At 34.7% G+C, this 25384-nt stretch carries 17 protein-coding genes; 10 read left to right on the forward strand and 7 right to left on the reverse strand.

The annotated features are described in order from the left end of the window. Positions 1-47: 47 nt before the first annotated feature. The 4 genes from ACY0M5_RS09580 to ACY0M5_RS09595 form a co-directional block, all read right to left on the reverse strand. On the reverse strand, positions 48-611 hold the full coding sequence (locus ACY0M5_RS09580) for a DNA-3-methyladenine glycosylase I (RefSeq protein ID WP_461631601.1): 564 nt from the start codon (positions 609-611) through the stop codon (positions 48-50). A gap of 226 nt (positions 612-837) precedes the next feature. Continuing rightward, positions 838-2418, reverse strand: a complete 1581-nt coding sequence (locus ACY0M5_RS09585) for a M56 family metallopeptidase (protein ID WP_461631602.1) — start codon at positions 2416-2418, stop codon at positions 838-840. A 2-nt stretch (positions 2419-2420) separates the two neighbouring features. Further along, positions 2421-2810, reverse strand: coding sequence for a BlaI/MecI/CopY family transcriptional regulator (locus ACY0M5_RS09590; protein ID WP_101310394.1), 390 nt, complete (start codon positions 2808-2810; stop codon positions 2421-2423). Between the two features lie 317 nt (positions 2811-3127). Continuing rightward, the gene (locus tag ACY0M5_RS09595) at positions 3128-3961 is read right to left on the reverse strand and encodes an FKBP-type peptidyl-prolyl cis-trans isomerase (protein ID WP_461631603.1); all 834 of its coding nucleotides are present in this window, start codon (positions 3959-3961) and stop codon (positions 3128-3130) included. Positions 3962-4317: 356 nt separating this feature from the next. Here ACY0M5_RS09595 and ACY0M5_RS09600 point away from each other — a divergent pair, with 356 nt between their 5' ends. From ACY0M5_RS09600 to ACY0M5_RS09620, 5 genes are all read left to right on the forward strand, one after another. Then, positions 4318-4569 (forward strand): putative signal transducing protein, encoded by a 252-nt coding sequence (locus ACY0M5_RS09600; RefSeq protein ID WP_156197117.1) that lies wholly within the window; start codon positions 4318-4320, stop codon positions 4567-4569. Beyond that, positions 4566-5000 (forward strand): SRPBCC family protein, encoded by a 435-nt coding sequence (locus ACY0M5_RS09605; RefSeq protein ID WP_156197116.1) that lies wholly within the window; start codon positions 4566-4568, stop codon positions 4998-5000. The genes ACY0M5_RS09600 and ACY0M5_RS09605 overlap by 4 nt, the downstream gene beginning before the upstream one ends. Before the next feature lie 281 nt (positions 5001-5281). Next, positions 5282-5806, forward strand: coding sequence for a hypothetical protein (locus ACY0M5_RS09610; RefSeq protein WP_461631604.1), 525 nt, complete (start codon positions 5282-5284; stop codon positions 5804-5806). A 7-nt stretch (positions 5807-5813) separates the two neighbouring features. Then, positions 5814-6266 carry a GNAT family N-acetyltransferase gene (locus tag ACY0M5_RS09615; RefSeq protein ID WP_156197114.1) on the forward strand — a complete coding sequence of 151 codons (453 nt, stop codon included), beginning with the start codon at positions 5814-5816 and terminating at the stop codon, positions 6264-6266. A 1632-nt stretch (positions 6267-7898) separates the two neighbouring features. Beyond that, positions 7899-10967 carry an ATP-binding cassette domain-containing protein gene (locus ACY0M5_RS09620; protein WP_461631605.1) on the forward strand — a complete coding sequence of 1023 codons (3069 nt, stop codon included), beginning with the start codon at positions 7899-7901 and terminating at the stop codon, positions 10965-10967. A 95-nt stretch (positions 10968-11062) separates the two neighbouring features. Here ACY0M5_RS09620 and ACY0M5_RS09625 read toward each other — a convergent pair whose 3' ends face one another. Both ACY0M5_RS09625 and ACY0M5_RS09630 read right to left on the reverse strand, forming a co-directional pair. Beyond that, positions 11063-11644 carry a peroxiredoxin family protein gene (locus ACY0M5_RS09625; protein WP_156196115.1) on the reverse strand — a complete coding sequence of 194 codons (582 nt, stop codon included), beginning with the start codon at positions 11642-11644 and terminating at the stop codon, positions 11063-11065. A 153-nt stretch (positions 11645-11797) separates the two neighbouring features. Next, a complete protein-coding gene (locus ACY0M5_RS09630; protein WP_124991950.1) occupies positions 11798-12211 on the reverse strand; it encodes an OsmC family protein in 414 nt (137 codons plus the stop codon). Positions 12212-12564: 353 nt separating this feature from the next. Between ACY0M5_RS09630 and clpB the strand changes: the two genes are divergently transcribed. Both clpB and ACY0M5_RS09640 read left to right on the forward strand, forming a co-directional pair. Next, the gene (clpB, locus tag ACY0M5_RS09635) at positions 12565-15156 is read left to right on the forward strand and encodes an ATP-dependent chaperone ClpB (protein ID WP_461631606.1); all 2592 of its coding nucleotides are present in this window, start codon (positions 12565-12567) and stop codon (positions 15154-15156) included. A gap of 234 nt (positions 15157-15390) precedes the next feature. Beyond that, positions 15391-16824: an ADP-dependent glucokinase/phosphofructokinase gene (locus ACY0M5_RS09640; RefSeq protein ID WP_461631607.1), complete on the forward strand. Its 1434-nt coding sequence runs from the start codon at positions 15391-15393 to the stop codon at positions 16822-16824. 158 nt (positions 16825-16982) lie between these two features. Here the strand turns inward: ACY0M5_RS09640 and ACY0M5_RS09645 are convergent, their stop codons facing one another. After that, complete coding sequence (locus ACY0M5_RS09645; RefSeq protein ID WP_461631608.1) at positions 16983-19256, reverse strand: GH92 family glycosyl hydrolase; 2274 nt, start codon at positions 19254-19256, stop codon at positions 16983-16985. An 811-nt stretch (positions 19257-20067) separates the two neighbouring features. On the opposite strand from ACY0M5_RS09645, the gene ACY0M5_RS09650 reads away from it, so the two are divergent. The 3 genes from ACY0M5_RS09650 (at position 20068) to ACY0M5_RS09660 (ending at position 25355) form a co-directional block, all read left to right on the forward strand. After that, positions 20068-20550, forward strand: coding sequence for an RNA polymerase sigma-70 factor (locus ACY0M5_RS09650; protein WP_306599126.1), 483 nt, complete (start codon positions 20068-20070; stop codon positions 20548-20550). A 171-nt stretch (positions 20551-20721) separates the two neighbouring features. After that, entirely contained in the window at positions 20722-21858 is a 1137-nt protein-coding gene (locus ACY0M5_RS09655; protein ID WP_461631609.1) for a FecR family protein, read from the forward strand. Positions 21859-21944: 86 nt separating this feature from the next. After that, positions 21945-25355: a SusC/RagA family TonB-linked outer membrane protein gene (locus ACY0M5_RS09660; protein ID WP_461631610.1), complete on the forward strand. Its 3411-nt coding sequence runs from the start codon at positions 21945-21947 to the stop codon at positions 25353-25355. The last annotated feature ends 29 nt before the right edge of the window (positions 25356-25384 follow it).

The raw sequence follows: 25384 nt of genomic DNA on the forward strand, positions 1-25384 counted from the left end.
AGCTTTTAAAAAGAATTGTCCTTGACTTCCGTCGGGGGCAATTCTTTTTACACTTCTTTGTAGCGAAAGCAATCCGTAGTATGATCGCTTACCATTCCTGTTGCCTGCATAAAAGCATAACAAATGGTTGGACCGACAAATTTGAAACCTCTCTTTTTTAAATCTTTGCTCATGGCATCCGATTCGGGTGTAGAGACAGGAACTTTAGATAGACTTGCCCAATGATTTTGAATGGTTTTACCATCCGTAAAGCTCCATATATATTTGTCGAAACTGCCGAATTCTTCTTGAACCTCAAGAAATGCCTTAGCATTTTTTATAGCAGAAATAATTTTCAGTTTGTTTCGAATAATGCCTTCATTTTGAAGTAATTCATCTACTTTATTCTGAGTATAATTCACAATAATATTTGGATCGAAATTATCGAAAGCTTTGCGGTAGTTTTCTCGCTTTCGTAAAATGGTAATCCAACTTAAACCAGCTTGTGCTCCTTCCAAAATAAGAAATTCAAACAGCATCTTATCATCGTGCAAGGGGGCTCCCCACTCGTTATCGTGATAATCGCAATAAAATGGATCGTCGCCAGCCCATTTGCATCTTGTTACAGTCATTGTTGTCAATTTTAAGTTTACCGTTAAATATATAAAAGATAGTTTAGATTTATAAGTTGCCACCAGGCTTTAGTTAGTGGCTTTCAATAATGGTAGGAATAAATAAAATGAGTAATGATTTGCCACCATAGTTTCCCATTAATTTTTCTCATGATTTTCTTTTAGGTGGATGCAAAACAAAAAGAGACACCATTATTTGGCATCTCTTTTCAACTTTATTTGTTTTTTAAAATTCTAATTCCATCGCAAAATTGACAGGAACAGCTTTTCCTCGTTGTGATCCAGGTTTCCAATTTTCCATTTCGCCTGCAATTTTTGTGGCAGCTTTTGCAGCTATATCGTTGCTTTTGGTAAGGATCTGAATATTGGTTACTTCCCCTTTTTCATTTATGGTAAAACCAACAGTTGCTTTTCCTTCAAGTTTTTTGCCCTCAAAAAAGAGTTTGTTCTTTTGTTTTTGCACGTACTTTTCTAATCCGTATAATCCTTGATTGTATTGTGGCATATCCTCTACAATAATAAAAACAGGTTCATCCGATTTTGAAAATTCTTCAGGAGCTGGTGGTGGAGGTGGAGGTACATCTCTGTCTGAAGACAATGTATTGGTGTTAATTTTAATTCCAATGACTTCTTTTTCCAGTTGAAGATTTAAAGTTTGTTCTTTCAATTGTGGATTTATTTTCATTACGGCCGTTTTGTAGCCTACATACGAAACAACAATTTCACTTTTTGCAGATTTGGGTACATTCAGTTCAAACATTCCCTTTTTATCTGCAACAGCACCTGTTGTTGTTCCTTTTATAATTACTGATGCACCTGTAAGCACAGTTCCATCTTCATTCCGAACAGATCCACGTACTTTAATGGTCTCTTTATTTATCGGAATAGCAGAAATATTTTCTGTTACAGGATCAGTTACCGTAGTTTTGTATTCTGGTTCGGCAAAAGCCACCAGAAGAATAGCCAGTACAGGAATTCCCCATACCATTCGAAACAATTTGCGTTTCGCTGTTTTCTCTTTCGTCATCATTTTAAATCGGGTTGGGCCTTGGGCAGAACTAAAGTGATTGGCTAATCCAATTACCTGAGTGCCCATTAGCTGGTTAATTAATAATGCCTGATACCTGACAGGTGAATGGCCCCGGGTTAATACACCTTCGTCAGCCAGGTATTCATGGTTTTGTTTAATTGCTCGTTCAAATAACCATATAAATGGATTGAACCAGAAAAACACTGTTAACAGCTCTATAATGAACAGATCGATCCAATGACGCTCTTGAATGTGCACTTTTTCATGAGTTAAAATGTCGTTGATTTCGTCTTGTTTAAAATATTTAGGATTGATTAATATGCGATTGAAAAATGAGAAGGGAGTATTGTAAATCTCATTCTCATAAATCAAACAATTATTGATTTTTTTAGGTGTTGACTTGGTTATAACTTGCAATGGCTTTGTGCATTGAATTACTATTCTTAGCAGCACAATTACCATTCCTGTAAAGTAAATCAGATGCAAAATACTTGAAAAAGATATGTTGTTATTCAAGTTGATATCTGAAGTTTCACTTGAGATATTGTTATTAAAAACACCACTGAATTCGTTGAATGTTTCTTTTGCCGTTGTTTGCACTGTTACCTGATATTGAATAGGTACAAGTGCAACAATAACCGAGATAATTAGGCTGATCAGTAAAAAGTAACGGTTGGCTTTAAAATGAGTTGAATTTCTCAATTGTAACCAATACAAGGTGAATAAAACTGCCATACTCACCGATGCCCGAAATAAGAATTCAAACAATGCTTCCATAATTAGTTCTCTTTTTGTTGATCTTTTTTCATCTCTTCTTCGGCCTGTTTCATGATATTTTCCAAGTCAGAAATGTCCAAATCGTTTTCTTTGGCAAAAAAACTGGCCATTTTTGGGAACGATCCACCAAAATAATTTCCAAGTAATGAACTAAATTGAAATTTGGTGTATTCTGCTTTACTTATTGCAGGTGTGAACAGTTTGGTGTTTCCAATTTTTCGGTGAGATACAAATCCTTTCTTCTCCAAAACACTAAGAACAGTTGCTACTGTAGTGTAGGCTGGTTTCGATCCGTCAAATTGTTCCACTACATCTTTAACAATAGCTTCTCGCAATTTCCAGATAATTTGCATGATTTGTTCTTCGGCTTTTGTCAATGATTTTACATCCATAGAGTCTATTGTTTTTAATTTCTACTACAAATATAGTAGTTTGATTTTTAATTCCTACTATGTTTGTAGTAATTATTACTATAAATATAGTATAAGCGTTGTGTAAATTTTCTGAAATGCCTGTAAAGTATGGTCTTTATCCTATAAATTATAATTTGTTTTAAGGATTGAAATGACATTAAGCGATACATTTTCTATGTAAGCTTACTGCAGGCTTCCATTAAAAGAATGAGTTTTTTGTCCAATAATTTAGAAACAAATTATAAATAGAAAGGGATACCTTTCGATATCCCCTTTACTATTTAATTTTACATGATTTATTTCTTCTTATCTTTTTTCTCGATTACTTCGATAAGGTTGATATCGAAAACTAGCGTTTCGTTCGGACCTATTTTTTCTCCACTTCCTCTTTCACCATATCCTAAATCTGCTGGCACATACAATTTCCATTCCGATCCTTCGGGCATTAACTGCAGTGCTTCAGTCCAACCTTTAACTACCCGGTTTACGTAGAAAGTTGTTGTGTCGCCACGTTCTTTCGAACTATCAAAAACAGTACCGTCAAGTAAAGTTCCGTGATACACACATTTAACGCGATCCGAAGCAACAGGTATTTTGCCAGTACCTTTTTTTACTATTTCGTATTGAAGTCCACTTTCGGTTGTAATTATTTCTTTACGTTTTTTATTTTCACCCAAAAATTTTTGCCCTTTTAAAAGGTTGGTTTTTTGCAGTTCTTTACGCATGGAATCTTGCACAGCCTTTTTTTCATTGAAGATTTTTCGTAGATAAAAATCCGCACTCATTTCTGAGAAATACGATTTTCCATAGGCCAGTTCGTTTAAAAACCCTTTGTAAAAAGCATCTTCGTTAATGGAATCGAATTGCTTGATTCTAAAATCAGAATAGCTTTTTGTCAATTTGGTTTTTGCAATAGCTATGGCGATATTTTTATAACCTGCCGAATCCATTTGGAACGGAATTCGTTCGAATGATTTTTTGAAATTGTTGGCTTCAATATATCCTAAAGCATAACTAAGACTGTCAGTGCTCGATTTGAAGTTAACTTTACCCGATCTCGGAACTTTTTTACAAGCACTAAGACATACAACAACAGCTAAAAAGGCAAGAATAATACTAGTACGTTTCATTTTTTGATACTTCTTTTTAAGGTTATTGATAAAATAATTTTTTGATGTGAAATTTTGTATTCGCTGTAAATTGAAGACAACAATATAATTCTCATTTCCAATGCAAGCGAAAGTACAATTTTGAGCTAAAAATTAAAATAGAAAATAAACAAGAAGGAGCTAACCTAAGTTGTTTTTAAGATATTTTAACATGAACCTATAAAGTTTATGTATTTTAAGGAGTACCGGTTTTAAGTATTTCCACCATCTTTTTCTGGATAAATATTATGGACTATTAGTGATTAATAATTAATTTAAAGATCGATTTTGATAAAATAAGAGAAGCAAATTTATGAAACTGTTTATTATTTGATGATATGACTGCAAATAAAGATGATTTGGATTTAATTGTAATTTATTCGGGAAACCCGATAGATTCAGAAATGATAAAGGATATCCTTACCGAGAATGGGATTGCTGTAAATATAAAAAACGAGCTAATGGGAACTATTGCTCCTTGGCATGTTTCTGCAGGTGGGATCAATCCTGTTGACGTTGTGATTTTTGCAAAAGATAAGGAACAGGCACTAAGAGTGATTAATGAGTTTACTAATAAACTAAACTCATGAACAGCAGAAACCAAATAATTGTCGTCGAGCAGACCTTCAATAAACCGAAAGAAGAGGTTTGGAGTACTATTACTGATCCTAACAAGATGCGCGAATGGTTCTTCGAAAATATACCCGATTTTATTCCCGAAGTGGGGTTCGAAACCAGATTTAATGTTGATGCCGGAGAAAGACAATTCATGCACATTTGGAAAATTACTGAGGTCATTCCATTTGAGAAAATTGTTTACAATTGGCGGTACGAAAATATGTATGGGAATGCTTTTGTAAGTTTTGAATTATTTGACCGGGACATTGAAACTCTTTTGCGTATCACTAATTTGGGACTGGAAACATTCCCGCAGGATATACCCGAATTTTCTAGAGAGTCATGCACTGATGGCTGGGAGTATTTTATCAATCAAAGGTTAAAGGAGTATTTGAATCAATAATGAAAGAAGTTTTAAAATGCATTTGGAGATTTCTGATCTTTGCGATCTTAACTGTTATAAGCCAGATTGGAGGAATTGTATATTTGATTAGCATTGCCGTGTCAAAAAAGATAAGATACAAAATGTACGGAAAATCAATTTTGATATTCTCAAGCTTGTATCTGCTAATTACATTTCTTATTGTTCCTCTTATCGCACCTTTGTTCGGAAGACAAAAAATCAATACTAATTCTCATTTGAGGCCAGCTGGTTATATAACAGTTTTATTAAATCGTAATTATGTGACTGGTGAAACAAATGAGTTTCTGAGAGATATTTCAAATCGGTTAATGTGCGATAAATCTGAAGTTCAAATTCGATATTTGGATGCCTGCTTTCCATTTATAAAAGGTTTTCCACTGTTACCGCATCTTAGCCACAACGATGGTTGCAAAATAGACTTTAGTTTGGTGTATGAAGATGAAAGCGGAAAGATAGTTAACAAGGGAAAGTCGCTAAGCGGTTATGGCATTTTTGAAGAAGCTCATGAAGATGAATTCAATCAATGTAAAGATTGTATGGAGAAAGGGTACTTTCAATACGATTATCCTAAATATCTGACTTTGGGAAGTATTAATCCTGATTTGCGATTTTCGGAGAAGGGAACAAAAGAATTAATCGAAGCTATCTTGAATCATAAAAAACTAAGAAAATTGTTTGTTGAGCCACATTTAAAACGTAGATTGAATCTTACTGATAAGCGTATTAGGTTTCATGGTTGTGGTGCTGTTAGGCATGATGATCATATTCACGTGCAAATAAATTGATAAATCCATGATTGAAATTCAAAGAACGAACTCCGAAAATAAAGATTTCATTGATCTTGTTAGATTTCTTGATGCCGATTTAGCAATACGGGATGGAGAGGATCATGCTTTTTATTCTCAATTCAATAAGTTGGATCAAATTAACTATGTGGTATTGGCTTATGAAGATGGCAAACCAGTTGGTTGCGGTGCCATAAAGGAATACGAACCATTAGTTATGGAAGTAAAGCGCATGTTTGTTTTACCGGAGTGCAGAGGGAAGGGGATTGCATCGAAAGTTTTACAGGAATTAGAAAACTGGGCCGGTGAGCTGGAATTTGAAAAATGCACATTGGAAACTGGAGTGAAACAACCCGAGGCAATCGGACTATATCAAAAGAATGGTTACCATTTTATCCCTAATTACGGGCAATATGAAGACGTGAAGGAAAGCGTTTGTTTTGAGAAAGTATTAGGCTAAGAATACATAGCGGATGCGGGAATGAAAAAATCCGGGTCCCCACCCGGATTTTAATCTAACCACTAATAGTAACTAATCTATGAAAAAAAACATTTGTGTGTTTTTACATTTCAAAAGTAGACAAGAGACGAGTAAACTACATTAAGATGATCTTAAGTAATTATAAACTATATGTACTCTTTTATACTTATTCAGTAGGGTTTATTTTTAACGTATTTATAAAAACAGAAAAAAGCCTGGATCCCCACCCAAGCTTTTCTACTAACCACTATTTACTAACCTAAATCTATTTTCTATGAAAAAACGTTTACCACTCGTTTACCTTACAAACATACTGCATTCTTTCGTTAAGTGGATTTAACAAAAGTTAAAGAATGCTAAAAGGTTTCTTTACAGCCGATTCTTCTTTGCTTTTAAATCAGAAATGAAAAAAGTAGCAAACAGAAAAAAGCCTGGATCCCCACCCAAGCTTTTCTACTAACCACTATTTACTAACCTAAATCTATTTTCTATGAAAAAACGTTTACCACTCGTTTACCTTACAAACATACCGCATTCTTTCGTTAAGTGGATTTAACAAAAGTTAAAGAATGCTAAAAGGTTTTTTTATAGCCGATTCTTCTTTGCTTTTAAATCAGAAATGAAAAAAGTAGCAAACAGAAAAAAGCCTGGATCCCCACCCAAGCTTTTCTACTAACCACTATTTACTAACCTAAATCTATTTTCTATGAAAAAACGTTTACCACTCGTTTACCTTACAAACATACCGCATTCTTTCGTTAAGTGGATTTAACAAAAGTTAAAGAATGCTAAAAGGTTTTTTTATAGCCGATTCTTCTTTGCTTTTAAATCAGAAATGAAAAAAGTAGCAAACAGAAAAAAGCCTGGATCCCCACCCAAGCTTTTCTACTAACCACTAATTACTAACCTAAATCTATTTTCTATGAAAAAACGTTTACCACTCGTTTACCTTACAAACATACTGCATTCTTTCGTTAAGTGGATTTAACAAAAGTTAAAGAATGCTAAAAGGGTTTTTTACAGCTGATTCTTTTTTGCTTTAAATTTAAATCAGAAATGAAAAAAACGGTGAACAGAAAAAAGCCTGGATCCCCACCCAAGCTTTTCTACTAACCACTATTTACTAACCTAAATCTACTATCTATGAAAAAAACGTTTATTATTCGTCTACCTTACAAACATACCACATTCTTTTGTTAAGTGCTTTTAACAGATGTTAATTGTTGCTAAAAATACGAAGCTCGGTAAGTTTGCTGCAACATAGGTTTCCCAAAATAAATAATTTAAAAAAAAGCCTAGGTAATCACCTAGGCTTTTTAATCTAATCAATAACCTAAATCTATTATCTATGAAAAAAACCTTTTGTATCGTCTATTATTATAAATATACGAAAATCTTTGATAAACGGTTATAAATAGATGTTAAAAATCCTTAATGTGTTTTTTTACTGTTCTGAAATAGGATAAACGGGATCTGATTTTGATTGTTTCTAAATTAATCTTAGGGAATTACCTTATGGAATTTGGGCCTTATAAAAAAGAACTTTTCCATAGCTCGGGGAATTTATCTAAATTAGGCCTTTAGCAAAAATTTAACTTCTATAATTACCCCATGAATGAGTCAGTACTAAATGCTCTAATGCAACTTTTTGCCATTATTGTGGATGAACAACAGGTTGGTTTTGAGGTCGCTGCGCGAGATGTTGTTTCAAAGTATTTAGTGAAGCGGTTTAGTAAGGAATGGCATGAAAGATATTTGGATAATTTCAATCGTTACCTAAAAGAATCATATTACACCAAAGGAAATAAGGATACAATTCAAAACAAGCACAAGCAAGTGGCAGATGTTTGTGCAAAATTAGTTGAGGAGGCAGAGCAGGAACAGAAAGTTTGGATTATGTTGCAGCTTCTTGAATTTATTGATGATTCTGAATTTACAGGTCCGGAAGAACTTGGATTTGTAAAGACTGTATCGAAAGCTTTTAAGATTCCTAAAGAAGAATTTGAATACAGTCTGCAGTTTATTTTAGGAACCGAATATTCTATTCCGTTTAATCCGTATTTATTAATTATTGATGCTAATGAAACCTTTGAACATGAGGTTGTAAAGCATATTTTTAGTCCCAGACTACGTGGTCGGTTATTTATTCTTCATCTTGAAAGTACAAATACTTTTCTGATGAAATATTTTGGTGAATACAATCTTTTTTTAAACGGTCACAATATTAAATTGGATCGTGCCTATATACTCTCGTATGGATCTGTGATTAGAAGTCATAGAATTGACCCAATTTACTATTCCCAAATTGTATCAGTATTTATTGAGCGAAAAAATCTTTCGGATATTCGCTTCGTAGCTAAAAATATTGAATTTAAGTTCCCAGGTTCTAATAATGGTGTATTCCCGGTTAATTTTCATGTAGAATCAGGACAGCTGATTGGAATAATGGGAGGCAGTGGTACAGGAAAATCTACATTGCTAAATGTGTTGAATGGGAATTTGCCTTTAAATCAGGGCGATATATATATTAATGGATATAATCTCCATAAGGATAAAGAGGAACTTGAGGGTGTTATTGGATACGTTCCTCAGGATGATTTGCTGGTTGAGGAATTAACAGTTTACCAGAATTTGTTTTTTAATGCCAAGTTATGTTTCGATAATTTGGATGAGAAAACAATTGAGAACATTATAGACGATACCATTGAAAATTTTGATTTGGTTGAAGCCAGAGATTTAAAAGTTGGAGATCCTATTAATAAGGTTTTGAGTGGCGGACAAAGAAAGCGCTTAAATATCGCATTGGAATTAATGCGGGAACCTTCGGTTTTGTTTGTGGATGAGCCTACTTCCGGATTATCGAGTATGGATTCGGAAAAGGTGATGCTGTTGCTTAAAAGACAGGTTTTAAAAGGGAAATTGGTGATGTGTAACATTCATCAGCCATCATCAGATATTTTTAAGCTGCTGGATAAGTTAATTATTATGGATCAAGGTGGAAAAGTGATCTATTTTGGAAATCCAATTGATGCAGTCGTCTATTTTAAAACTCAAAGCCAGTATGTTAAAGCAGATGAAAGCGAGTGCCTGACTTGTGGTAATGTAAATTCGGAGCAGATTCTAAGGATTGTGGAAACACGGATGATGAATGAGTACGGCAGGCAAATCCGTAAAAGAAAGAGAAGTTCCGATGAATGGTATGAATTGTACAAAGAGAATATTGAAGCAAAGAATCCGGTTAAGGTGCCAAAGCGGAAACGAATGATTCCGATCAATTATTTCAGTATTCCCAAACGAACAGAACAGTTAAAGATTTATTTGGCGCGTGATGTAAAGGCCAAAATCAGCAATAAACAGTACATTTTTATTACTCTGCTTGAAGCTCCTGTTTTAGCAGTTATATTGGGATATTTCACCAAATATATTAGTGGCACGGATGATGATCCTACGGCTTATATTTTCTCAAATAATGAAAATATCCCCTCCTTTATTTTTATGGCTGTGGTGGTATCTCTTTTTTTAGGATTGATTATTTCGGCGGAAGAAATTCTTCATGACCGGAGAATTATGAAGAGGGAATCCTTTCTAAATTTAAGCCGGTTTAGCTACTTAAACTCAAAGGTAATTGTGATGCTTGTAATTTCGGCAATTCAAACCTTGCTGTTTGTTTTAATAGCTAATACTATTCTCGAAATTAAAGGATTGACTTTAGAATATTGGTTGGTTTTGTATACGGCATCAGCCTGCGCTAATATGATTGGCTTAAATTTGTCGGCAGCCTTGAATACTGTTGTGGCGGTTTATGTTTCCATCCCTTTTATTTTGGTGCCACAGCTATTGTTTTCAGGTGTAATTGTGAACTTTACCAAATTACACCCAGCTATAACTTCGCAAAAATATGTGCCGTTTGTTGGCGATTTAATGACTTCGCGTTGGGCTTATGAAGCATTAATAGTTGAACAATTCAGAAACAACGATTTTGAGAGTCAGTTTTTTGATTATGAACAAAAAATGAGCGAGGCTTCGTTTCGGTCATCATTCTATATTCCAGAATTAAAGCAACGATACCAAAGCTGGTTGCAAACAGGTAATTTAAAACAGTTGCAGGTATTGCAGAACGAATTTGGAAAATTGGCAGACTTATATACTTTGCCAAGTGGAGTGGAACTTACCGAAAACGGATTTGTGAACTCTTCGGTTGATTTGTTGGAATGGCTAAAGAAAATTAAGCAAAACGGGTGGGCTAATTACAAAACCGAGTCAGATAAAAGAGATCAGGCTTACCTAAACTTATTGGAACAGTACGGAGGTAAAAAAGGATTGTTTGAATTCAAACAAAAACACCATAATGAAGCTATTGAACAGATTGTTTTAAATAGAAGAGAGCTAAATAAAATTGTTGAATTTAAAGGTGAATTGATTCAATTGAAAGACCCTGTTTTTCAAATTCCCGTGAACAAAATGGGAAGAGCTCAACTATTTTCATCTCAGAAACGAATTGGCAATTATCTTGTGAATACTTTTTGGTTTAATGTGATTATCATCTGGTTAACCAGCTTGTTTTTTTACTTTACACTTTATTTCGATGCTTTAAGAAGACTATTGCTTCTGATAGAAATATTATGGGTGAAAATACTCCCCGAAGGTCACATACGAATTACCAGAAAACGTCTGAAGTAATTGTGATTGATAAAATATGAAAAGGAGTTAAAATTAATGGTTTAACTCCTTTTTTGTTGGAGATGTTTTTTTGTAATTAAGCGAATAATAAAATATTACAAATGTTTTAATATTTCTTTAGCATTCGATCTGTTTTTGTAATCAGGATCATACTGCACATATTTTACGATACCATCTTTTCCAATCACATAAGTTGCTGGAACAGGAAGTGTCTGATCATCATTCCCATTTGAAACGACAAGATCAATACCATATTCCTTATATTTTTTCTGTAATTTTTCAGGTAATACAAAATCAACACCGTATTGTTTCATGATTTTGGAATCTACATCGTGCAGAATGGAATATTCTGCTTTTGTCTTATCTATGGTTTTACTAACATTCATAGTGGTTTCTGGAGTAATTGCTACCAATCGGGCACCTGCTTTTTTAAAATCTCCAACATGATCTTGTAGATGAGATAGGTGCTTATTACAGTAAGGACACCACTGTCCGCGGTAAAATACAACGATTAATTGCTCATTCTTTAAAATTTCATCGCTTGCTATTGTTTTGCCATATTGATCCATTGCCTTAAACATAGGAGCTTTTTGCCCTACCAATATGCTGCTTTGTTCCTTCTGACCAAAACTTGTAAGACTGGTCAAGAATATTGCTGTCACCAGTAAAATTTTCATATTCTATTTATTTTTTGTGAAATAAGATACAAATTAGTCTTTTATTTGTAAACAAGTAGAAGGCTGTGTTGGCGTTAATGATTTGTTAATGGCAGTAAATGCAAAAAAATCCCTTGCGCAAACAAGGGATTAGATTACTGATTTAGTTTCAGTTTATGCTTTTTGTAATTTTTCAATTTTGTATGTTGTATTTACACCTGCTTGGTGAAATAAAACACCTACAGGACACATTTTCAAAGTTTGTTGTAAGCACTTTTCAATTTTTTCATTACTAGCTTCTGAATCAATTCTTAATTCAATTTCAACATCGGTAAATGTAGGAGCGCCATCTTTTAGAGATCCGGTAGTATCTACATCAAGACCGGTAAATTCAATTCTCATTTTTTTTGCAACAACATTAAAAATTGTATTTACACAGCCAGAATAACTCATTAAGCACAATTCTAATGCAGTTGCACCAAGGTTCAGTCCATCTTTTGCTTGTGGTAAATCAAGAATTACTTCATGACCTCTATTATTTGTTACTGTAGATGTCATTTGATTAGTCCAAATTGTTGTAGCTTTCATATGTTTATAATTTGTTTTTAGTTGTCATATGGAACTTATCCTGGGGTAATAATCATCTCCCTGTAGGTGAAAATTATTTTGGCATGGATGTTTCATATTTGTTTTAAATTTCAGTTTGTAAATATATATAATTATGCAGATGTGTCGCTATTTTTTTTGTTTGTTTAACAGCATATCGGAAATGTTTTCAGGTAAGTTGTTGATAATATGTCAAATTGACTGGTTGTTTAACCTTCGTTCAGACATTTTTTCTGCAAGTTGACCAAATTATTGATTTGGCAAATGTTTTGAACGATTCGTTTTGAATGACAATTAGCCATTTTTATAATAAATGAAGTCGTAAAATCAAAAATATGAACTACAATAATTTTACAATTAAATCGCAGCAGGCAATTGAAAAGGCTTTTCAGTTAGCAGCAGGTAAACAACAGCAGGCAGTTGATACCGGACACATTTTGAAGGGTGTTTTGGTAGAAGGAGAGAATATCACCAATTTTCTATTTAAGAAGTTAGGAGTAAACTTAATAAACTTCTCGTTGGTCTTAGATAAGGTTTTAGAAAGCTACCCAAAGGTAGTTGGAGGCGATCCTTACCTTTCAAGAGAAGCCACAAGTGCTTTGCAGTTTTCAACTGAGATTTCAAATAAAATGGGCGATCAGTTTGTTTCTCTTGAGCATATTTTGTTAGGTCTTTTAAAAGGGAAGGATCAAATTTCAAATCTGCTTAAGGATAATCAAATTAATGAAAAAGACCTTACTGTGGCTATTAATGAATTACGAAAAGGAGCAAAGGTCGATTCTCAAACTGCTGAGGATACATTTAATTCTTTACGAAGATTTGCCATTGATTTAAATGAACGGGCTAGAAGCGGAAAATTAGACCCTGTAATTGGACGAGATGAGGAAATAAGAAGAATTCTTCAGATTTTATCGCGGAGAACGAAAAATAACCCGATTCTAATTGGTGAACCAGGTGTGGGAAAAACAGCTATTGCCGAAGGATTGGCTCATCGTATTGTTAAGGGTGATGTTCCGGATAATTTGAAAAACAAACAGGTTTTTTCTCTGGATATGGGGGCATTGATTGCTGGGGCAAAATACAAAGGTGAATTTGAGGAGCGGTTAAAATCAGTGGTGAAAGAGGTGGTTGAGTCGGATGGTGATATTGTTTTGTTCATTGATGAGATTCACACTTTAATTGGTGCAGGAAAAGGCGAAGGTGCTATGGATGCGGCCAATATTTTAAAACCGGCATTGGCCCGTGGTGATTTGCGGGCAATTGGTGCGACTACCTTAGATGAATATCAAAAGTATTTTGAAAAGGACAAAGCTTTAGAGAGACGTTTTCAAAAGGTTATGGTGAATGAACCGGATACCCTAAGTGCAATTTCTATCCTTCGTGGATTAAAAGAGCGATATGAAAATCATCATAAGGTTCAGATTAAAGATGAAGCAATTATAGCGGCCGTTGAGTTATCTCAAAGATATATCTCAGATCGGTTTTTGCCGGATAAGGCGATTGATTTGATTGATGAGGCTGCTGCCAAATTGCGTTTGGAAATGAATTCATTGCCCGAAGAACTGGATGAAATTGAACGAAGGATCAAACAGTTGGAAATTGAACGAATGGCAATTCAGCGGGAAGGTGATAAAAAGAAATTGGAAGATTTGTCGCGGGAAATTGCTGAGTTGAACGATGAAAGAAATCGTCTTCGGGCAAAATGGGAAGCTGAACGCGAAGTAATTGAAGGCATTCAAAAGAATAAGGAAGAATTGGAAAACCTGAAGTACGAGGCCGAAAAAGCAGAGCGTGAAGGTGATTATGCCAGAGTTGCAGAAATTCGTTACGGAAGAGTAAAAGAGGTTGAGGAAGAAATTGAGCGTTTGAATGAACAGTTGAAAATCAATCAGAATTCAGATGCCATGATTAAAGAGGAGGTTGGAAGTGAGGATATTGCTTATGTGGTATCGCGCTGGACGGGTATTCCTGTAAACAGAATGTTGAAAAGTGAAAGGCAAAAATTGCTTGGCTTGGAAACTGAACTTCATAAACGAGTAGTTGGGCAAGAGGAGGCAATTTCGGCTGTTGCTGATGCTGTTCGCAGAAGCAGAGCGGGCTTGCAGGATGCGAAAAGGCCAATTGGATCGTTCATCTTTTTAGGGACAACCGGAGTGGGGAAAACAGAATTGGCTAAAGCATTGGCCGAATTTCTGTTCGATAACGAAAATTACATGACTAGAATTGATATGTCCGAATATCAGGAACGTCATTCCGTTTCAAGATTGATTGGAGCACCTCCGGGATACGTTGGATACGATGAAGGTGGTCAGTTAACCGAAGCGGTTCGCAGAAAGCCATATTCTGTTGTTCTTCTTGACGAGATTGAGAAAGCGCATCCGGATGTTTTTAATATCCTTCTGCAGGTACTTGACGACGGGCGATTAACGGACAACAAGGGAAGAGTAGTTGATTTCAAGAATACGATTATCATCATGACTTCAAATGTGGGTTCTCACCTGATTCAGGAAAAGATTTCGAAAATGAACTCTAACAATAGGGGAGAACTAATCTGGGAAGCCCGAAATGAAGTTCTCAATTTGTTGAAAAAGACCATTCGTCCTGAGTTTTTAAATCGTATTGATGAAACCATTGTTTTTACTCCATTGGATCGGGAAGAAGTAAAACAAATTGTTCGATTACAGTTTGAGATGGTAAAATCAATGCTCCTGAAAAACGAAATTAGTATTGAGTTAAGCGAAAAGGCAGTTAGTTACCTTGGAAATGTTGGTTTTGATCCTCAATTTGGTGCCCGTCCAATAAAAAGGGTACTTCAAAGAGAGGTTCTTAACGAACTGTCAAGACAAATTTTGTCAGAAAGTATTGCTCCCAATCAAAATATTCTAATTGATGCTGAGGAAAATGGATTGGTTTTTCGCAATCTGTAAAAATATCAAACTTGATTAAATACAAAGTCTGCTTGCATTGTGAGCAGGCTTTTTTTTAGCTTAAAATTTGATAACATGAAATTGTGAATGTTGAACTTTATGTGTTATTTCAAACCATTGCGGAGATATATTTATGCTTTTCTTGGACTATTTTTATAAATTGAGATTTAATTTAATTTCTTTGCTAATTGATAAATTTAGAAACCTAGTATCTTAACTCTAAAATAGGACCAAATGTCTTCGATCGAATTAAAAACAAAATGGCTTGAAAACTACAAGACAGCATCAGCCCAATTGCAAAAAATGGGTGAAATTAATGGACTGATTAGTGCTTTTAATGCCAATGTTGATGCCGTAATTAAGGTGAACGGCAAAGGAATTCAAAACCTAATTGCTGAAAATAACCTGAACACAGATTTGATTCTTGGTGAAGGAGAGAATAACATTCGCTGCAATGAAGATGCAATTCGTGGTTTTCTGAATTGTTTTAAAAATGGAATTGCCGAAGAATGGTTGATTGAGGATGTTGAGGTTTTTGAATGGCTAAACAAAAATGTGGGTTACGATAAAATGCAAATGGGAGGCCAGGGCGGTATTGTTGCAAATGTGATGGCTGTTTGTGGTGTAAACTCGGTTTATGTTCATTGTGCATCAGCTCCAAAAGATCAATCTAAACTGTTTTTAGATCTTCCCAATTTATTAACAAATGATGAAAACGGCGAAATTAAGCAGGCATCTAAGGTCGATCGCTCTTCCGATTTAGCTTTAATTCATTGGATTATCGAATTTGATAAGGGAGATTCTATCAGTTTGAACGGTAAAACTTATGTGTGCCCGAAAGCAAATCGTTTTATTGCAACCTACGATCCATTAAATTTTAAACTGCATATCGACGGGAATTTTGCAAACAGAATGTCGCAAAACGACATCAATCCTGAATATATAATTTTATCTGGTTATCAGATGCTTCATGAGTCTCTTCGTGATGGAACCAAAGGAACCGATCGAATCGATTTTTCAAAGGCAATGATTGCAAAATGGAGAGAATCCTGTCCGGATAGCTTACTGCATTTAGAAGTTGCATCTACTCAAAACAAAGTAATACGTAAATATTTAATTGACAATTTGGTTGATTGTGTTGATAGTTTAGGTTTTAACGAACGGGAATTAATTGATATTTTAGAAGTGATTGGGGAGGACGAATTGGCGCAAAAATGTGAAGAAAATACCAATAGTTCGAACTTGTTTGAAGGAATGCTGAAGATTCGTGAGTATACCAATTGCTCTAGAATGCAGCTTCATATGTTTGGACTGTATCTTACTCTTCAGGAAAAAGGATTTAGCGTTTCTCCTCTTCAGAACCGAAATGGAATGCAATTAGCGGCTACTGTTGCTGCAGCAAAAGCAGGAACAGGCGCTATCGATAAAAAAGAAGTATTGCTTTGGGCTAAAGATCATGAAGTGTCGGAGGTTGGGTTAAATGAATTGTCAAGACTTTCGGCGACTGTAACCAATCTTTTTGGAGATAATCAGCTCTTGGAAACAGGAATATTTACAAATGAGAAATTAGAAATTATTGCAGTTCCAACCATCTTAATTGATAAACCGGTTACACTTGTTGGTATGGGAGATACAATCTCTTCGGTATCATTGGTTGGTGCTCGTTAAAGAAGAATGAAATTGAATAAAAATGGAGGTCATGAAATCAACAGATTTCATGACCTCCTTTTTTTGAAACATAGAAAAGCCCCTATATGGTACTTTCGGGGCTTACTACTGAACTACTTGTGTGGAATAGTTCTTACTAACCTAATCTAAATCACTAACTAATCTTTACTCATCGAATAGGGAACAAATTTTGGATTGCTTCCCCATGTTTTATTTGGTCTTGGTCCCATCTCCAATATTAGTTTGGCTCCGTCAATAATTTCCGAATGCTCAAAGTAGGGACCTTTTAATTCCTTACCACTCAAACTTGCCGATTGAATGTATTTATTTTTTGCAGAGCAATTGTCTGCAATAATTTGTAGTTGTTTTCCATTGCCTAAATCAATTGTAATCTCGCTAAATATCGGACTGCCAATATTGTATTCCGGAACACCTGGCGTAACCGGATAAAATCCCATGGACGAAAAAACGTAGAATGCTGATAATCCTCCGCCATCTTCATCGCCGCAAATTCCAAAAGGAGAGTTGGTGAACCACACTTCCATAAGGGAACGGATTCGTTTTTGCGTTTTCCATGGTGCTCCCGAATAGTTATACAAATAAGGTATGTGTAAACTGGGTTCATTTCCCATTACAAATTGGCCGGTTAAGCCTGTTGCATCCGGAAAAATATCCCAATAATCCCACTTCGGAATCCCGAATGGTTCTACAAATAGTTGATCCAGTTTGTTGTTAAATTTTTCATTTCCACCCATCAAATTTATTAATCCGGCAATATCATGCTGAATATCCCATGTGTAAGTCCAGGAGTTGTTTTCTGCGAAATAGGCTCTGCCACCTAAACCTCCGGATAATTTTGGATCGAATGGTCGAATCCATTTTCCATCAGATGATTTGGGAGCCATAAAACCAATTTCAGAATCAAAATTGTTTTTATAATTATTGGCTTTTTTTGAGAAAAGCTGATAGTCTTCTTTCTTGTTAAGATCCTTTGCCAATTGAGCAATGCACCAATCGTCGTAGCTATGCCCAAGTGTTAAGGCAACAGCTTGTCTTTTTTCCCAATGGTGAACTTCTTTCACCCATTCTTTTTCTCCTGGTTTTAAAGCTGGGAAAAAGCCATTGTCATGATAAAAGGTATCTAATTCTGTTGCCGGACCATTCTTCCATGGTAACATCGTAGCTTCCAATTCATTCTTTTTTAAGCCTTCAAAGGCTTTCTCGATGTTAAATCCTCTTATTCCTTTAAAATAAGCATCTGCTATAATGGAAGAGGCGTGATTTCCATTCATACAAGTATGATCGCCCGTAAACAGGGGAAAGGATGGCATCCAGCCACTTTGTTCATACATTTTAATGTAGGAATTGATTTTTTTTGATTGATTCTCCGGATCAATTAAGCACATTAATGGATGAGTCGCCCGGTATGTATCCCAAACCCAATCGTCAACGAAAAAATCAACGCCATCATCACTATGGATTTTTTGATCGTAATTACTAAAGTATTTTCCGTCTTCAGAAATATTTACCATTCTCTCATAGCAACGGTAAAGTGCCGTGTAGAAAACTGTTTTTTGATCTTCACTTCCACCTTTCACCAGTATCTTACTCAGTGTATTATTCCATATCCGTTTGTGAGATTCCTTGTATTGGTCAAAATCCCAATCAGGCATTTCGCTTTCCAAATGTTTTTTAGCTTCTTCTGCTGAAATATAAGAAACAGCTATTTTAAGTTGTAATGGATTTGAAGTATTGTCAAATCGGAAAAACGATCCGACTTTATCTCCCGAAATAGTTTTGCTGTTAGAATTTAATTTGCTTGTGTCGAAAGTGCCGTAATCAGACATGTTTTGATCAAACCTGACTGCAAAATAAACTTTTACAGGATGCTCAAGATCAATGCCGTCAACCGCTGTAATCATATCAAAACCTGTAATTGTATTTTTTTTGGGAGAAATGTTAAATGCTCCATTGTTTCTGCATTGTAAATATAAATTAGCAGGGGCGCTGTTTGTGAAGCTAAAACGTGTAAGCGAAACATGTTGACTTGCAGTCAATTCCATTTCGATATCAGAATCTTCCAATAAAACAGAATAGTAATAGGGGCTTACTGTTTCCTGGTCATGATCATAGGCAGATTCCCAGTTTTTAGGTTCTTGCGAAGTAGGATTCTGAGAAATCATGAACTTACCGACTGTTCCTTTCCTGTGAGAAACAATAGAGAAGGGAAAGTGTGTAATTTTCTCGCTTTGATAACCTTTTGGCTCTTTTGATATGCGCATCATGCTGTTGGGAAGATGCACCAATGGAATTGTTGGTTCGAGCATATGACCAATGCCTCCGATATTTGGATTCACGTAGTCGACAATTTTCTTTTGTGCAAATAGAGTCAAAGAAAAAAGTAGAGAGAATAGTAAAGTGAGCTTCTTCATTAAAAGGTATTCTGATTAATATATTTGAAGCAAAACTATATTGTGGCAATTAATTTTAATTTAATTGTGGATTAACTCCGTAAATTAAATTATTAATCAATATTTTATTTTAGATTTAGTTGGCAGTTTGTAAGGGAGTTGTGTTGCTTTTTTTTGTAATTGACATTTGTTTTAGATAGGATCTTTTTTGCATTTATCATGATAAGAGGAAAGAGAATTTCGGTTGAATTAGTTAACTCCTTACTAAATTATTTCAAGATTTATGAGTGTTTTTTTTGACTATCTGTGCTCTTTTAGTTCATTTTTCGTCCTATTTTATGAAAATTATGGTTTGTAAGTGAAAAAATCATGGAAACGTTTGCGGAAACCAATTATTTACACTTATATTGTAAATCCTTTGTGATAAAAACAAAAAATACCATTTGTAATCACATTGAATCACACTTTTTTTACTCATCAATTATTTGGTGAGACTTTACTAACCACTAACTAATCACTAACAATTAGATCCTGTTTATTCTAAATAAGCAGGATCTTTTTTTTAAGCCTTTTTTTCTTTTTGGAAAATCAGGGATCAGTTCCTAATCTATTTTTCAAGTAGAAGAATTCTGTAATACTATATTTAGTAGAAGCATTGAGCAGTGCCAATTTTTCACATATAGGTTTTTCAAGATAACCTTATTATTTCCGAAATTTTCTGTTTTTGATTTAAGATTATTCTTGTATATTGGCAAGCCATAAATTTAGTAATTAGGTGAAAATTACAGACAACCACATACTTTACACTTTAGATAACGATAAAAGCAAGGGTTTGAAATTGTTATTCGAGCGGTATTACAAACCCTTATGTGTGTTTGCAATTAAATATGTTTACGATTTAAATTTGTCGGAAGATATTGTTCAGGAAGTTTTTATAAAGGTTTGGGAAAAACAGAAATTTCACACCCAAATGAATCTTTCTGCTTATCTTTTTGCTTCCGTTAAAAATGCTTGTATTGATTATCTAAGAAAAGAGCATCCCCTATATGTTGATAGCTTTGATGACAAAATAGTTATAGAAAATTATTATGACGAGGAAGAAATTTTAGAGCGGAACAGGAGACTTATGGATAAGGTTGAGAATTTGCCGCAAAAAACCCGTGAAGTTTTTAAAGCAGTGGTTTTCTATAATCTGAAATATAAGGAAGTTGCCGAAGAGTTAAATATATCCGTTAACACCGTGAAATCAAATCTGGCTCGTGCTTATCGTCTTTTACGGGAAGTGTTGGATATATTGGTCAGCTATTTACTTTAAATTTAAGGAATATTTTAATTACTCATTAATTATTGTGTTTTTTTGTTGTAAAGATATTTCTACCAATAGCGCCTGCTGTTTTTATTGAAAATTGTTTTTTTTGGAAATAAAATAAATATTCAGACACCCATTTTTCTTTATTCTACGTTACACCGATAAATAACGATAGAAATGAATGGCATTGATATAAATATTTTATTAAAATACATCTCTAAGCAAGCGGATATTAGCGAGATTGAGTTTATTAACGAATGGTTAGAGAAATCAGAAGCCAATCGGGATGAGTTCTTAGTGCTGAAAAAAATTCATTTGTCTTATAAAGAGGTGTCAGCTATAGATGCTATTGAGGAAGGGAAATCTTGGGAAAGATTGAAGTTGAGAACAATTGATAAAAAGAAGAAACTTCGGGTACGTATTTTTTATCAAGTGGCAGCGGTTCTTTTACCCTTTCTTATTGTAATTGGTCTGTTGAAAAATAAAAATATTGAAACATCACAAGAATATCCATTCAATAAAAATCTTACCTATATTGTTTTTCCCGACGGGACAACTCACAATTTGTTAAATCATAAATATCAGGAATTCTGTCATCCAAAATATGGAACGATTTATAAAGACAGTACCAATTTATTGGCAATTAATAGTTCTGTAGGAGAAAAAGAAGCAAATGAACAGTTTGCCATTGTAACCCCGTTAGGAGCAGAATATGATTTTTTTCTTCCTGATGGCTCTAAAGTAATTCTTAATTCGATGTCGAAAATTTCATACCCAATAAATTTTAAGAATGATATTCGAGAAATTTCTTTAACAGGAGAAGCTTTTTTAGAAGTAAGTAAAGATAAAAAGAGGCCTTTTATTGTTGAAATGCAATTTGCACAAGTTAAAGTTCTGGGCACCAGTTTTAATATAAGTGCCTATGAGAGTGACGAATACAACGAGATAACATTAGTTGAAGGACATGTGAAAGTGAATAATGGCAGCAATGAAAGTTTTCTGATTCCTGGAAAACAAGCCATTTGTTCGTGTAGGGATGTAATTTCGGTAAGAGATGTTGATGTAAATATTTATACATCGTGGACACGAGGCATTTTTGAATTTAATAAGATGTCGTTGAAAAAAATAACGACTTCGTTGGAAAGATGGTACAATATTAAATTCAATTTTACAGATAATGCAATAGAAAATAAAAAATTCACAGGTGCATTTAAAAAAGGAACACCAATTGAATCAATTTTAAATTTTATTGAAGAAACTACAAATGTGAAATTTATAAAGAAAAATGATCTGGTTTATGTTGTAGAAAAATAATCGGAAAATGCTGGCACATTTTCCGATATCAATTAGATAAAGGGTATCCGTAAATACCCAAATGTATAATCCAATAATACAAAATTATGGAAAAATCTGTAATATATGCTTTTAATAGGCATATAATTAACACCCGTAAGATTTTACTGAAGATGAAATTGGTTGTTCTGCTAACATTTTTATTATCGTTTCAACTTTCTGCAAGTGTTAAATCGCAGAATAGAGTTACTTTGGAACTTAAAGGTGTTAGCTACGAGCAAGTTTTGTCTGAGTTCAAAAAACAAGCTGATATTATTATCATATATAGTAATGATGAGTTTGATTATAGTAGAAAAACCGATGTTAGTTTCAGAGATTTAGAAGTGGTTGAAGCTGTAAAAAGTTTATTGAAAGGAACCAACCTTACTTATAAGCAATCTGAGGAGTACATTATAATCAAACCAAAACAAGAAATCCAAAAAGTTTCACCTCCCCAACCAAAGGATAATAAAAAGAAAATTATTGGAAGTGTTATGGACAGTAATGGTGTACCATTGCCAGGAGTAAATATAATTGTAAAAGGAACTACAATTGGAACAATTACCAATATGAACGGGAAGTTTGTTATTGAGGTTGAAGCTGAGGCTGGAAATCTTCTGCAATATAGTTTTATAGGCTATAAAACAGTTGAGTTGCCGATAGATAATAATGATGTTTTTGATGTAGAAATGCTTGAAGATTTTTCTATGCTCGACCAGGTAATTGTTTCCGGAGTGGCAATGGGAACCGAAAAAAAGAAAATGTCGGTGTCGGTAGCTAAAGTAAGTTCAAAGGATCTAACCAATGTACCACAATCTTCGGTTTCGGCTTCACTTCAAGGAAAAATTGCAGGAGTAAGCGTTGTATCCGGAGATGGTTCTCCGGGATCCGGTTCTTCAATTATTCTTCGTGGTGCTACAAGCTTAACGGGAAGTCAGTCACCCATGATTTTGTTAGACGGAATGATCATGCAAGGTTCCTTATCTGATATTAATGTTGATGATATTGAGTCAATTGAAGTGGTAAAAGGAGCGGCGGCATCTGCTCTTTATGGTTCCAGGGCTGGTAATGGAGTCATTGTAGTTATATCCAAACGAGGAGCCAGCTTACCCGATAATACAACAAAAGTAACAGTACGAAATGAGATTGGGATTCAGAAAGTTACAAATTTATTAGATCTGGCAGAACACCATCCCTATTTATTGGCTAATGATTGGCAGGAAGTGGATACTTACACCAAATATGCTACTGTTAACTACCCTACAGATTATGTTTCAGGCTATAATCCGAACATCGAAGGAAACCGGATTTTACTTGACAATGGAATGATGACCCAGCCATTTAGATTATACAACGATGTGCAGAACGAAATGTTTGAAAGTGGAGTGAGTTATACCAATTTCATTAGTGTAGCTGCAAAATTGAATCAAACCAATTTATATTTGTCCTTCGAAAATCATAACAACGAAGGAATTTTAAAAGAAACCGGAGGTTACGATCGTCAGAGTTTTAGAATAAATGTTGATCATGCCATAAATAGCAAAATCAGGATAAAAGCAAGTAATAACCTGATTTTAACCGAAAATGACATGCCTGGAGGTGGAAATGAGGCTTTTGGCCGGGTTGTTATGATGGAGCCTGATGTAAATCTGTACCAGAACAATGCAGATGGTTCCCCTTATAATTTTGCCCCAAACCAATGGAACCAAATCGTATTCAATCCACTCTACGAACTCTACAATAAATCAAATGTTTCAGAAAAAACCAGGTTTATAGGCACTTATGAGCTGAGTTGGATACTTGCCGACTGGCTGAGTTTTAAGGCAAGTTATGGAATCGAAAGTCAGGATTACCGGAGACTTGCTTACACTCCCAAAGGAATGTATACAGGCATCGATGGAGATGGCTTCTCGGAGTCTCCCGGATATTTGGATAACTACACTTCAAAAATTAAAAATCAGAATTACAGAGCTACGTTAAGTTTTTTCGATACTTGGGGCGATATGGAATTTAATGCCCGGCTTAGTTATTTAAGTGAAGACAACCATTTTGAAACTGCAGGCGGATACGGTCGTGATTTCGATTTTGCAGGCATGCCTTCCTTTTCCATTATTTCTGATGAAAACATGTATTTTAGAGATAGTTATGAAGACATTAAAGCTGAAAACATTTTTGCGATTGCTTCTTTTACTTTTAAAGACAGATACATTCTTGATGGTTTATTTCGTCGCGATGGTTCTTCATTATTTGGTTCAGAAGAAAGATGGCATAATTATTACCGTGTTTCGGCTGCCTACAGAATCTCACAGGATGTGAAAATTCCCGGAATTGATGAGTTAAAAATTAGAGGTGCAATTGGAACTTCAGGACAAAGACCCGTTTTTTCATTACAATATGAAACCTACAGTACAGTATCAGGGGTATATCAAAAATCGACCTTGGGAAATAAGAATTTGAAACCTTCCGAATCCAGAGAGATCGAAGTAGGAATTGATATGACATTCTTAAAGCGATTTAACCTGGAGGCTACCTACTCAAACACGGAAACTTCAGATCAATTTTTGAAAGTTCCATTATTGGTTCATCAGGGCGGTTTTCCTTACCAATGGAAAAACGCAGGAACTTTGGAGACCAATACTTTTGAAGCCATGCTTCATGTCAACATCATAAATAAGAAAAACCTTAACTGGGATTTGAGATTTACATTCGACAAAACAAAATCGGAAATTACCAAACTTGATGTTCCGGCATACAGAACAGGTCCGCAAAGCAGTTTTTACATTCAGGAAGGCGAAGCATACGGAATAATGTATGGAAGAAAATTTGTGCACACTCTTGAACAAATGCAAGCTCAGATACCCGATGGAGAAAGCATTACGAATTATGCGTTGAATAATGAAGGCTTTGTCATCGAAAACGGAACAGAGGGAACCCGAAACGAATCTCCCATTCTTTTAAAAGATGAGCAAGACAATCCTATTACTCAAAAAATTGGAGACATAAACCCTGATTTTAGAATGGGGTTAACATCCAGCCTAAGTTATAAGGATTTTGGTTTCTTTATGTTGTGGAAATGGAAGCAGGGAGGAGATGTGTACAACAGTACCGCTCAGAAAATGGTTAATCACAACCGACATCCTATGATGGATCAATTTGGTAAATCTCCTGAAGCAATGAAAACCATCGATTATTATTTGGGTCTGTACAACAGCCAGTCAATTAATGAATTTTGGATTGAAGATGGAACTTACCTTCGCTTAGCTGAAGCTTCGGTTAAATACACTCTGAAAGGTGAAAAATTAGGCCGCTTGGGAAAATATGTTGAATCGGTAAAATTTGGAATCATAGGAAAGAACCTACTCACTTTTACCAATTATTCGGGTTACGACCCGGAAGTTACGTTTGATGGTTATGCTTTTGATAATACGGGATACCCGAATTTCACAACCTATTCTTTTTCTGTTAACATTGAATTTTAGCTTAATGGCCGATGAAAGTACGACAAAAG

The sequence above is a fragment of the Labilibaculum euxinicum genome (assembly GCF_963678175.1).
GTDB lineage: Bacteria > Bacteroidota > Bacteroidia > Bacteroidales > Marinifilaceae > Labilibaculum > Labilibaculum euxinus.

Excerpts from the sequence above, each read along its gene's own strand:
- ACY0M5_RS09580 (WP_461631601.1), bottom strand. The coding sequence starts at position 611 with ATGACTGTAACAAGATGCAAATGGGCTGGCGACGATCCATTTTATTGC.
- ACY0M5_RS09585 (WP_461631602.1), bottom strand. The coding sequence starts at position 2,418 with ATGGAAGCATTGTTTGAATTCTTATTTCGGGCATCGGTGAGTATGGCA.
- ACY0M5_RS09590 (WP_101310394.1), bottom strand. The coding sequence starts at position 2,810 with ATGGATGTAAAATCATTGACAAAAGCCGAAGAACAAATCATGCAAATT.
- ACY0M5_RS09595 (WP_461631603.1), bottom strand. The coding sequence starts at position 3,961 with ATGAAACGTACTAGTATTATTCTTGCCTTTTTAGCTGTTGTTGTATGT.
- ACY0M5_RS09600 (WP_156197117.1), top strand. The coding sequence starts at position 4,318 with ATGACTGCAAATAAAGATGATTTGGATTTAATTGTAATTTATTCGGGA.
- ACY0M5_RS09605 (WP_156197116.1), top strand. The coding sequence starts at position 4,566 with ATGAACAGCAGAAACCAAATAATTGTCGTCGAGCAGACCTTCAATAAA.
- ACY0M5_RS09615 (WP_156197114.1), top strand. The coding sequence starts at position 5,814 with ATGATTGAAATTCAAAGAACGAACTCCGAAAATAAAGATTTCATTGAT.
- ACY0M5_RS09620 (WP_461631605.1), top strand. The coding sequence starts at position 7,899 with ATGAATGAGTCAGTACTAAATGCTCTAATGCAACTTTTTGCCATTATT.
- ACY0M5_RS09625 (WP_156196115.1), bottom strand. The coding sequence starts at position 11,644 with ATGAAAATTTTACTGGTGACAGCAATATTCTTGACCAGTCTTACAAGT.
- ACY0M5_RS09630 (WP_124991950.1), bottom strand. The coding sequence starts at position 12,211 with ATGAAAGCTACAACAATTTGGACTAATCAAATGACATCTACAGTAACA.
- clpB (WP_461631606.1), top strand. The coding sequence starts at position 12,565 with ATGAACTACAATAATTTTACAATTAAATCGCAGCAGGCAATTGAAAAG.
- ACY0M5_RS09640 (WP_461631607.1), top strand. The coding sequence starts at position 15,391 with ATGTCTTCGATCGAATTAAAAACAAAATGGCTTGAAAACTACAAGACA.
- ACY0M5_RS09645 (WP_461631608.1), bottom strand. The coding sequence starts at position 19,256 with ATGAAGAAGCTCACTTTACTATTCTCTCTACTTTTTTCTTTGACTCTA.
- ACY0M5_RS09655 (WP_461631609.1), top strand. The coding sequence starts at position 20,722 with ATGAATGGCATTGATATAAATATTTTATTAAAATACATCTCTAAGCAA.
- ACY0M5_RS09660 (WP_461631610.1), top strand. The coding sequence starts at position 21,945 with ATGGAAAAATCTGTAATATATGCTTTTAATAGGCATATAATTAACACC.